The organism is Rhodococcus sp. LB1, assembly GCF_001583455.1.
Lineage (GTDB): Bacteria > Actinomycetota > Actinomycetes > Mycobacteriales > Mycobacteriaceae > Rhodococcus_F > Rhodococcus_F opacus.
In genome coordinates, this window is sequence record NZ_LTCZ01000413.1 from 75,072 (window position 1) to 85,459 (window position 10,388).

Sequence of the window (10,388 nt, forward strand, 5' to 3'; positions counted from 1 at the left end):
ATCAGACCTGCGCTTCCGTGTTCTCGGACCGCGCCGCAGTCGTACTCTCGGGCCCCTCGGCGGCCTCCCGCTCGGCCTTCTGACGGGCCAGGTTCTCCTCGACCTCGTGCTGCCAGGCCTCGTTGGCCTTGGTGGTGTCGACCTCGAACTCGAAGCGCTGCGTCATCTTGTCGGTGACGTCGGCGACGTCGACGTAGAACTGGTCGTACCAGCGTCGCAGCTGGTAGACCGGACCGTCCTCGTCGCAGAGCAGGGGGTTGTCGATCTTGGTCTTGTTCTTCCAGATCTCGACGTCCTGCAGGAATCCCTCGGCGATGCCCTCGGTAAACTTCGCGGCCAGCTTGTCGGCTGTTTCGTCGTCGATGCCGGTCGGCTTCTTGACGGTGACGCCGTACTGGAGCATGAACGAATTGTTCGTCACCGGATAGTGGCAGTTGATGAGGACGCTCTCGACCTCGTACCCGCCGTAGCTGTTCCACAGCGGATTGATCATGTAGGACGGCCCGTAGTACGCGGCCTCGGAGCGCAGCAGTGATTCCATGCCGTACTGCGTCGCCATCCCGACGTCCGGGCGACCCTTCGTGTTGAGGTACTGCGTTGCGATGTGGCCTTCGAAGACGTTCTTGAAGTACGTCGGGAATGCGTAGTGGATGTAGAAGAAGTGCGCCATGTCGACCACGTTGTCGATGATCTCGCGGCAGTTGGACCCTTCGATCAGCATCGAGTTCCAGGTCCAGTCGGTCCATTCGTCGCTGTAGGCGCCCTCGATGCGGGGGATGGTCACGTTCTCCGGCGGGGGATTGCCCTCCGGGTCGTTCCAGACGAACAGCTGACCGTTCTGCTCGAGGGTGAGCCACGCCCGGGTGCGGGCGATCGGGGGAACCCGGCGGGCGTAGGGAATGCTGGTGCACTTGCCGTTGCCGCCCCAGCGCCAGTCGTGGAACGGGCAGGCCACGGAGTCGCCCTTCACGGTGCCCTGCGACAGGTCGCCGCCCATGTGCCGGCAATACGCGTCCAGAACCTTCAGTTCGCCCTTGCTGTCGGCGAAGACGACGAGTTTGGTGCCGAATGCCTCGATCGAATGCGGTTTGCCGTCCTTGAACGTCTTGGTCAAACCGAGGCAGTGCCAACCACGCGCGAAGCGGGTCTGGACCGTGCCCACATCGATCTCGCGAATCTGCGCCATTGTGCCCTCACATCCCTTCATGCTGTTAGTAGAACACGTTATAGAACTTCGACACGATCCGCCAGATTTTCGGGGGCTTTCTTCCAGACCCGGGCCGTCAAACAGCACCTTTGCCGGTATCTCGACATAAATGGGAACGTGTTCTAGTCTCAGAAGATAAGTGAACCATCGAACGAGACAGGAGCGTCCTGTGGGTGACCATGACAGTCACGAGGTGATGCAGCGGCTCGACGCACTACTGCCGACGCTGCGAGAGCGTGCGCAGGAGACCGAGGATCTACGTCGTATCCCCGACGATTCCATGAAGGCGCTCCAGGAGACCGGATTCTTCCGGTTGCTCCAGCCTGAACAGTGGGGTGGTTACCAAGCGGATCCGGTGCTGTTCTACTCCGCGGTGCGGAAGATCGCGAGCGCCTGCGGTTCCACCGGCTGGGTCTCGTCGATCATCGGTGTCCACAACTGGCACCTCGCCCTGTTCTCGCAGCAGGCTCAGGAAGACGTGTGGGGTAACGACACCGACGTCCGGATCTCGTCGTCGTACGCGCCGATGGGCGCGGGACAGGTCGTCGACGGCGGATACACGGTCAACGGTGCCTGGGCCTGGTCGTCCGGCTGTGATCACGCCAGCTGGGCAGTGCTCGGTGGGCCCGTCATCAAGGACGGCCGCCCCGTCGATTTCGTCAGCTTCCTCATCCCGCGCGAGGACTACCGGATCGACGACGTGTGGAATGTCGTGGGACTCCGCGGAACCGGAAGTAACACCGTGGTGGTGGAGGACGTCTTCGTCCCGACGCACCGCGTTCTCAGCTTCAAGGCGATGAGCAACCTCACCGCACCCGGGCTCGAGCGCAATACCGCGCCCGTCTACAAGATGCCCTGGGGAACAATCCATCCCACCACCATCTCCGCGCCGATCGTCGGGATGGCCTACGGCGCCTACGACGCGCACGTCGAACATCAGGGAAAGCGCGTCCGCGCGGCGTTCGCCGGCGAGAAGGCGAAGGACGACCCGTTCGCCAAGGTTCGCATCGCCGAGGCGTCGAGTGACATCGACGCCGCCTGGCGCCAGCTGTCCGGGAACGTCGCCGACGAATACGCACTGCTCGTCGCGGGTGAGGAAGTGCCGTTCGAGCTGCGGCTGCGGGCACGCCGCGACCAGGTGCGCGCGACGGGCCGCGCCATTTCGTCCATCGACAAACTATTCGAGAGCTCGGGGGCCACCGCGCTGGCCAACGGCACGCCGCTGCAGCGTTTCTGGCGGGACGCGCACGCCGGACGCGTCCACGCGGCCAACGATCCCGAGCGCGCCTACGTCATGTACGGCACAGGCGAATTCGGACTGCCCATCACCGACACGATGGTCTAGGAGAACACGTGACGACTACCGAAGAGGCCCTCACGTTCGAGTCCACCTCGAAGTTCGCCCAGGTCCGGCCCGACCTGAAGTTGCACTACCACGAGGCCGGGATCGGCAACGACACCACGATCGTGCTGCTGCACGGCGGCGGGCCGGGCGCTTCGTCGTGGTCGAACTTCGCCAGGAACATCCCGGTTCTCGCCGAGAAGTTCCACGTGCTCGCCGTCGACCAGCCGGGCTACGGGTTGTCGGACAAGCCGACCGAGCACCCGCAGTACTTCGTGCACAGTGCGTCCGCGTTGAAGGATCTGCTCGACACCCTCGACATCGGCGGGCGTGTCCACCTGCTCGGCAACTCCCTCGGTGGCGGTGCCGCAGTGCGTTTCGCGCTGGACTACCCGGACCGCGCGGGCCGACTGGTGCTCATGGGCCCGGGCGGACTCAGCGTCAACCTGTTCGCCCCGGACCCGACCGAGGGCGTCAAGAACCTCGGCAAGTTCGGCTACCAACCCACCCGTGAGAACCTCGAGGCGTTCCTGCGCATCATGGTGTTCGACCAGAAGTTGATCACCGACGAACTGATCGACGAACGCTTCGCCGCGGCGAGTACACCCGAGTCGATCGCCGCCGCCAAGGCGATGGGAAAGTCGTTCTCCTCGGCCGACTTCGAACTGGGAATGCTGTGGCGCGAGGCGTACAAGCTGCGCCAGCGCGTGCTGCTGATCTGGGGGCGCGAAGACCGGGTCAACCCGCTCGACGGGGCGCTGGTGGCGCTGAAGATGATTCCGCGGGCGCAGTTGCACGTCTTCGGCGGGTGTGGGCACTGGGCGCAGCTGGAGAAGTTCGACGAGTTCAACCGTCTGGCAACCGATTTCCTTCTGGACGGGGGTAAGTGATGAGTATTCGTTCACTGGCGTACATGCGCATCGAGGCCACCGACATGGCCGCGTGGCGCGAATACGGTCTCAAGGTGCTCGGCATGGTCGAGGGCAAGGGCTCCGACCCGGACGCCCTGTATCTGCGGATGGACGACTTCCCGGCTCGCCTCGTGATCTTCCCCGGGGAGCACGACAGGCTGTCGGTGTCGGGCTGGGAGACGGCCAATGCCGCGGAGCTTCAGGAGGTCCGTGACAACCTGTCGGCGGCCGGCGTCGCGTTCAAGGAGGGGACGGCCGAGCAGCTGCAGGACCGCAGGGTCGACGAGCTGATCACGTTCGAGGACCCGTCGGGCAACACGCTCGAGGCGTTCCACGGCGCGGCCCTGGAGCATCGCCGGGTGGTCAGCCCGTACGGGCACAAGTTCGTCACCGGTGAGCAGGGCCTCGGGCACGTCGTCCTCTCGACCACGGACGACGAGGCGTCGCTGCGCTTCTACCGCGACGTCCTCGGTTTCCGCCTGCGCGACTCGATGCGGTTGCCCCCGCAGATGGTCGGGCGGCCGGCGGACGGCAAGCCGGCGTGGTTGCGGTTCTTCGGCTGCAACCCGCGGCACCACAGCCTCGCGTTCCTGCCGATGCCGACGCCCAGCGGCATCGTGCACCTGATGATCGAGGTCGAGAACTCCGACGACGTCGGATTGTGCCTCGACCGCGCGCTCCGCAAGAAGGTCAAGATGTCGGCCACGCTCGGCCGCCACGTCAACGACCTGATGCTGTCGTTCTACATGAAGACCCCCGGCGGCTTCGACATCGAATTCGGTTGCGAGGGACGCCAGGTGGAGGACGAGAGCTGGATCGCGAGGGAGAGCACGGCCGTCAGCCTGTGGGGTCACGACTTCAGCGTCGGGATGCAGCCGTGAGTGAGGTGACCGAGGACGGGGCCGTCGCGGCCGAGGCGATCGATCCGCGACGGTTCCGGACGGTGCTCGGCCAGTTCTGCACCGGCGTCACCATCATCACGACGATCGACGACGGCGTGCCCGTGGGGTTCGCGTGCCAGTCGTTCGCCGCGCTGTCGCTCGAACCCCCGCTCGTGCTGTTCTGCCCGACCAAGACGTCGCGGTCGTGGGCGGCGATCGAGCGCAGTGGCATCTTCTGCGTCAACGTGCTCGCGGAAGAACAACAGTCGACGTGCGCCCGCTTCGGTTCCCGGGACCCGGACAAGTTCGCCGGGATCGACTGGACGGAGTCGCCGCTGGGCTCGCCGATCCTCACCGGTTCGCTCGCCCACATCGATTGCTCGCTCGAGAGCGTGCACGACGGCGGCGACCACTGGGTCGCGTTCGGCCGGGTCTCCTCCCTGAGTGAGATCAGGGAGGAGCGACCGTTGCTGTTCTACCGCGGGCAGTACACCGGCATCGAGCCGGACAAGACGGTGCCTGCGCCGTGGCGCGACGACCTCGAGGCGTTCCTCACGACGTCGTCGGAAGACACCTGGCTCTAGTTCCTAGACGGCGACACCGATGTACTTCGTCTCGAGGAATTCGTCGATGCCGATGGTCCCGCCTTCGCGTCCGAGCCCGGATTCCTTCACACCGCCGAACGGCGCGGCCGGGTTCGACACCACACCCTGATTGAGCCCGACCATGCCCGACTCCAGCGCCTCGCACACACGGATGCCGCGCTTGAGGCTCTCGGTGTACACGTAGGCCACCAGCCCGTACGGGGTGTCGTTGGCCCGCTCGACGGCCTCGGCCTCGGTCTCGAACGTGCTGATCGCGGCCACCGGGCCGAAGATCTCGTTGTGGCACATCTCGGCGTCGTCGGGCACACCCGTCAGGACCGTCGCCGGGTAGAAGTTGCCCGGACGGTCGAGTGCCTCGCCGCCGGTGAGCACCGAGGCGCCGCGGTCGACCGCGTCCGCGACGAGACTGCTCACCTTCGCGACGGCCGCCTCGTCGATCAGCGGTCCGACCACGACGCCGTCCTCCGTGCCGCGCCCGACGGGCAGGGCCTCCATCCGCTGTGTGAGTTTGCGCGTGAATTCCTCGGCGACCGAACTGTGCACGAGTATCCGGTTGGCAGCCGTGCAGGCCTGGCCGATGTTGCGCATCTTCGCCGCCATGGCCCCGTCGACGGCGTCGTCGAGATTCGCGTCGTCGAAGACGAGGAACGGCGCGTTGCCGCCCAATTCCATGGACGTGCGCATCACCGTGCGGGCGCACAGTTCGAGCAGATGCTTTCCGACCTTGGTCGAACCGGTGAACGACAGCTTGCGGGCCCTGCCGTCGAGGATGAGGGGAGTGATCACCTCGTCGGGGCTGGACGTGGTGACGACGTTGACGACGCCGTCCGGCAGCCCGGCCTCGGTGAGGATGTCGGCGAGCGCCAGGATCGACAGCGGCGTCTGGGCCGCCGGCTTGATGACGGATGTACACCCGGCGGCGATCGCGGGCCCGATCTTGCGGGTGCCCATCGCCATCGGGAAGTTCCACGGGGTGATGAGCAGGCTCGGCCCCACGGGCTGGCGGGTCACGAGGAACCGCGACCCGCCGCCGGGCGCCGTCATGTAGCCGCCGTCGATGCGGACGGCCTCCTCGGCAAACCAGCGGAAGAACTCTGCGGCGTAGGCGATTTCGCCCCGCGCCTCGGTGAGTGGCTTGCCCATCTCGAGCGTCATGACCAGCGCGAGCCGGTCGACGTTCTCGAGCAGCAGCCGGTGCGCGTTCATGAGGATGGTGCTGCGTTCGCGGGGTGTCGTGGCCGCCCACGACGGTTGCGCCGCCACCGCCGCGTCGAGCGCCTCGCGGGCCTCCGCTGCGTCGGCGTCGGCGACCGTACACAGGATCTGTCCGGTGGACGGGTCGTGGACCGGCATGGTGCGGGCGCTGTCGCGCCACTTGCCGCCGATGAACAGGCCGGTCTGCACCGATGAGATTGCTGCTTCCTCGAGCATGATTTTTCCCCATTCTCCGTTGCCGAAGGGACGGTCCCCATGTTATACAGATTGTCAACAATCTGACAATGCACTTGCCGACATCCGCCGGCATCTACGCGTGGGAGGGTTCTCGTGACTCGGCTATCTCCACTGCTCGCACAGGCCACACCCGTGACGGTCGATCACGGTGAAGGGTGCTACCTCTACGGCACCGACGGCAGGCGCTATCTCGACTTCACCGCGGGCATCGGCGTCACCAGTACCGGGCACTGCCACCCGCACGTCGTGGAAGCCGCGCGCAGGCAGGTCGGCTCCCTGATCCACGGCCAGTACACGACGGTCATGCACCAGCCGATGCTCGAACTGGTCGATCGGCTGGGGTCGGTGCTGCCCCCGGGGCTCGACTCGCTGTTCTTCGCGAACTCGGGGAGCGAGGCCGTCGAGGCGTCGCTGCGACTGTCGCGGCAGGCGACCGGCCGCCCCAACGTGATCGTCTTCCACGGCGGCTTCCACGGACGCACGGTCGCGACGGCGACGATGACCACGTCCGGCACCCGGTTCTCGGCCGGCTTCAGCCCGCTGATGGGCGGCGTGCATGTGGCACCGTTCCCCAACGCCTACCGCTACGGCTGGTCCGAGGAGGAGGCGACCGCGTTCGCGCTGAAGGAACTCGACTACATCTTCGCGACGCTCACCGCGCCGAACGAGACGGCGGCGTTCGTCGTCGAGCCCGTTCTCGGTGAGGGCGGGTACGTGCCCGGAAACACCGCGTTCTTCCAGGGTCTCCGCGAGCGCGCCGACCGGTACGGCATCCTGCTCGTCATCGACGAGATCCAGACCGGTTTCGGCCGCACCGGCAAGTTCTTCGGGCACCAGCACTTCGACGTCCGGCCCGATATCATCACCATCGCCAAGGGGCTGGCCAGCGGCTTCCCGCTGTCGGGCATCGCGGCGTCCGAGGAGCTCATGGCCAAGGGCTGGCCGGGGTCGCAGGGTGGAACATACGGCGGCAATGCCGTGTCCTGCGCGGCCGCGGTCGCGACACTCGAGGTGATCGAGAAGGAAGATCTCGTGGCCAACGCCGCCGCGCGGGGCGTCCAGTTGCTCGACGGTGCGCGCACGCGTGCCATCGACGGGATCGGCGACGTCCGTGGCCTCGGACTGCTCGTGGGCAGCGAGTTCACGGCCGCCGACGGCAGCGCGGACCGCGCGAAAGCGGCTGCGGCGCAGCAACTGGCCGCGAAGAAGGGGCTGCTGCTCTTGACCTGCGGCGCCCACATGAACGTGGTACGGATGATTCCACCGCTCATCGTGACGTCGGAACAGATCGAGGACGCCCTGAAGATCTGGTCCGAAGTACTCGACGAAGTGTGACAAGCACCCGTGAGTACTTGTTAACCGCGGGCGGTTAACAAGTACTCACGGCTCCGAAGGAGGACCTGTGGCTCGCTACATCACCATCAGCCTGGACAAGCGCGGCGTGACCTGCCGTGCCCGGCTTCTCGACGAGGACGCACCACTCACGTGCGACGCGGTGTGGGACGTGCTTCCGCAGAGCGGCGACGCGTACCACGCCAAGTACGCGCGCAACGAGGTGTACACGCTGATCCCGCGGATCACCGCGGCGCCGCGGCGGGAAAATCCCACCGTCACACCGATTCCCGGTGACGTGTGCCTGTTCGACTTCGAGCCCTGGGAAATCGGCAACTCGGCCTACGGGTACGAGCCGGGCTCCGAGGCGCACGCCGCGCAGGGCGCCACCGACCTCGCGATCTTCTACGGCCGCAACAACCTCCTGCTCAACGGCGACGTCGGCTGGGTGCCGGGCAACGTGTTCGCCGCCATCGAGGAGGGGCTGCCGGAATTGGCGGCCGCGTGCAACGACCTGTGGATGCGCGGGGTCGAAGGCGAGACGATGAGCTTCGCCCGGGCCTGACGTCGGCGCGACCGGTCCAGGGTGTGCAGTTTGGCCCTCGACGAGCGCCGGGGCGTCCACCACCATCGGACGATATGAAGCTGGACATCTATCAGATCGACGCATTCGCCGCCGGACCCTTCGAGGGAAACCCGGCGGCGGTCATGCCGCTGACCGACCGGCTGGACGACTCGGTTCTTCAGCAACTCGCCGAAGAGAACAATCTGTCCGAGACGGCGTTCTACACCGCTCAGCTTCCCGAGGACGCGGGACCTCACGACCCGGAGCGTCCTGCCTATCACCTGCGGTGGTTCACCCCTGCCGTCGAGGTGGACCTGTGTGGCCATGCCACCCTCGCCACGGCCGCACAGATCTTCGAGGACGTGCACCCGGACGCCGACCGCATCCAGTTCTGGACGCGCAGCGGTTGGCTGCACGTCGACCGTGGACCGGACGGGAAACTGGTGATGGATTTCCCGGCCGAGCCGCCGGTGCCGACCGCGGGCGATCCCCGGATCGTCGCAGCACTCGGCATTCCGGTGCGGGAGTGCCTGAAGGCCACCGACCTCGTGTTCGTGGCGGAATCCGAAGACGACATCGCGTCGATGGCCCCCGACTTCGCCGTGATCAGCCCGCTGAAGGTGCGGGGCATCGTCGTCACCGCAGCATCCGACGTCGAGGGACTCGATTTCGTGTCGCGATGGTTCGGCGCCGCGGCCGGCGTTCAGGAGGATCCGGTGACGGGGTCCGCGCACTCGCAGATCGCGCCGTACTGGGCTGACGTCCTGGGCAGAAACAGCCTTGTCGGACGCCAACTGTCGGCGCGGGGTGGAACCGTGCACTGCGAGGTGCGCGGGGACCGCGTCCACCTGTCCGGGGCGTACCGGCGGTACCTCCGGGGCACCGTCGAGTTCTAGCGCTAGCTGAAGACCTCCGAATACAGCGTCTCGATCTGGCCGGCGGTGGGCACGACCGGATTGTTGCCGGGCGATCCGGACGCCAGCGCCTGCTCTGCCATCAGCGGAATGAGGCCGTCCCAGGCATCGCGATCGATCCCGTATGCGAGCGGCGTCGGAACCTTCAGGTCGTGACACAGCGACGTCAGGGTCTCGACGAGGAACTGCGCGGCGACGGAATCGCCCGCCGATTCCGGTGCCGCGCCGAACGCACGCGCGCAGTCGGCGTAGCGGCTCTCCGCTCCCTTCACGGAGAACGCCGTGATCGCCGGAAGCAGCATGGCATTCGACAGTCCGTGTGCGACATGGAAATGCGCACCGATCGGCCTGCTCATCCCGTGCACCAGCGCCACGCTCGAGTTGGAGAACGCCATACCGGCCTGCATGGACGCGACCATCATCGCTTCTCTCGCGGTGCGGTCTTCACCGTCCGCGTACGCCATGCCGATGTGCTTGCCAATCGTGCGGATCGCGGAGAGCGCGAGTCCGTCGGTGAACGGCTGGGCCTTCTTGCTGACGTACGCCTCGATGGCGTGGGTGAGCGCATCGATGCCGGTGTCGGCGGTCAACCGCGGCGGCATCGACATCGTGAGTTCGAAATCCACGATCGCGGCGATCGGCAGGAAGGAGAGTCCCGGGCACAGCATCTTCTCGTCGGACGCGCTGTCGCTGATCACCGTGAACTGCGTCGCCTCCGAGCCGCTTCCGGCGGTGGTCGGTATCGCGATGATCGGCAGCGCCTTCCCGGTGTACACGTGGGGTGCCTTGTACGACCGCATCTCGCCGCCGTTCGCGGACAGCACGGCCAGTGCCTTCGCGGTGTCCATCGGACTACCGCCGCCGAACCCGATCACCGAATCCGCGTTGTGTTCGGCGACGATCCTCAGCCCTTCCTCCAGGGAAGCGGTGGTGGGGTCGGGCACGGTGCCGGAGAACAGTGCCGGCTCCTTACCCGCCGACCTGAGGAGGGTCATGATCCGGTCGGCAGCGCCGGTGCCGGTCAGATAGGAGTCGGTGACGAGAACCGGCCTCTGCAGACCCAATTGGTCGACAACCGAGCCGATCTCGTCGACTGCTCCGGCCCCGATCCTGGCGAAACGGGGGAGTGAGAGATGTGCGGTCATGGGAGAGGTTCCTTAGTTGTTCTGGGGGAATCCG

General features: G+C 66.4%; 10 protein-coding genes. 7 read left to right on the plus strand and 3 right to left on the minus strand.

Features of this window, described 5'->3' with window-relative positions; translation table 11 throughout:
- Window position 1: 1 nt before the first annotated feature.
- Window positions 2–1,186: a Rieske 2Fe-2S domain-containing protein gene (locus AZG88_RS41900; RefSeq protein WP_025431775.1), complete on the minus strand. Its 1,185-nt coding sequence runs from the start codon at window positions 1,184–1,186 to the stop codon at window positions 2–4.
- Between the two features lie 190 nt (window positions 1,187–1,376).
- On the opposite strand from AZG88_RS41900, the gene hsaA reads away from it, so the two are divergent.
- The 4 genes from hsaA to hsaB are packed head-to-tail and all read left to right on the plus strand — an operon-like array spanning window position 1,377 to window position 4,925.
- Window positions 1,377–2,552: a 3-hydroxy-9,10-secoandrosta-1,3,5(10)-triene-9,17-dione monooxygenase oxygenase subunit gene (hsaA, locus tag AZG88_RS41905; RefSeq protein ID WP_005244809.1), complete on the plus strand. Its 1,176-nt coding sequence runs from the start codon at window positions 1,377–1,379 to the stop codon at window positions 2,550–2,552.
- 8 nt (window positions 2,553–2,560) lie between these two features.
- Complete coding sequence (gene hsaD / locus AZG88_RS41910) at window positions 2,561–3,439, plus strand: 4,5:9,10-diseco-3-hydroxy-5,9,17-trioxoandrosta-1(10),2-diene-4-oate hydrolase (RefSeq protein WP_005244806.1); 879 nt, start codon at window positions 2,561–2,563, stop codon at window positions 3,437–3,439.
- Entirely contained in the window at window positions 3,439–4,341 is a 903-nt protein-coding gene (hsaC, locus tag AZG88_RS41915; RefSeq protein ID WP_061701046.1) for an iron-dependent extradiol dioxygenase HsaC, read from the plus strand. Before hsaD ends, hsaC begins: the two co-directional genes overlap by 1 nt.
- Window positions 4,338–4,925: a 3-hydroxy-9,10-secoandrosta-1,3,5(10)-triene-9,17-dione monooxygenase reductase subunit gene (hsaB, locus tag AZG88_RS41920; protein WP_061043611.1), complete on the plus strand. Its 588-nt coding sequence runs from the start codon at window positions 4,338–4,340 to the stop codon at window positions 4,923–4,925. Before hsaC ends, hsaB begins: the two co-directional genes overlap by 4 nt.
- A 3-nt stretch (window positions 4,926–4,928) precedes the next feature.
- Here hsaB and AZG88_RS41925 read toward each other — a convergent pair whose 3' ends face one another.
- Window positions 4,929–6,377, minus strand: coding sequence for an NAD-dependent succinate-semialdehyde dehydrogenase (locus tag AZG88_RS41925; protein ID WP_061043612.1), 1,449 nt, complete (start codon window positions 6,375–6,377; stop codon window positions 4,929–4,931).
- A 114-nt stretch (window positions 6,378–6,491) separates the two neighbouring features.
- On the opposite strand from AZG88_RS41925, the gene AZG88_RS41930 reads away from it, so the two are divergent.
- The 3 genes from AZG88_RS41930 to AZG88_RS41940 all read left to right on the plus strand — a co-directional run bounded on the left by AZG88_RS41930 (window position 6,492) and on the right by AZG88_RS41940 (window position 9,191).
- Window positions 6,492–7,733, plus strand: a complete 1,242-nt coding sequence (locus tag AZG88_RS41930; RefSeq protein ID WP_005244800.1) for an aspartate aminotransferase family protein — start codon at window positions 6,492–6,494, stop codon at window positions 7,731–7,733.
- Between the two features lie 67 nt (window positions 7,734–7,800).
- The gene (locus tag AZG88_RS41935; protein ID WP_005244798.1) at window positions 7,801–8,295 is read left to right on the plus strand and encodes a DUF3830 family protein; all 495 of its coding nucleotides are present in this window, start codon (window positions 7,801–7,803) and stop codon (window positions 8,293–8,295) included.
- Window positions 8,296–8,369: 74 nt separating this feature from the next.
- The gene (locus AZG88_RS41940; protein WP_061701047.1) at window positions 8,370–9,191 is read left to right on the plus strand and encodes a PhzF family phenazine biosynthesis protein; all 822 of its coding nucleotides are present in this window, start codon (window positions 8,370–8,372) and stop codon (window positions 9,189–9,191) included.
- A 2-nt stretch (window positions 9,192–9,193) separates the two neighbouring features.
- On the opposite strand, the gene AZG88_RS41945 is transcribed toward AZG88_RS41940, so the two are convergent.
- Entirely contained in the window at window positions 9,194–10,354 is a 1,161-nt protein-coding gene (locus tag AZG88_RS41945; RefSeq protein ID WP_061043614.1) for an iron-containing alcohol dehydrogenase, read from the minus strand.
- Window positions 10,355–10,388: the final 34 nt, after the last annotated feature.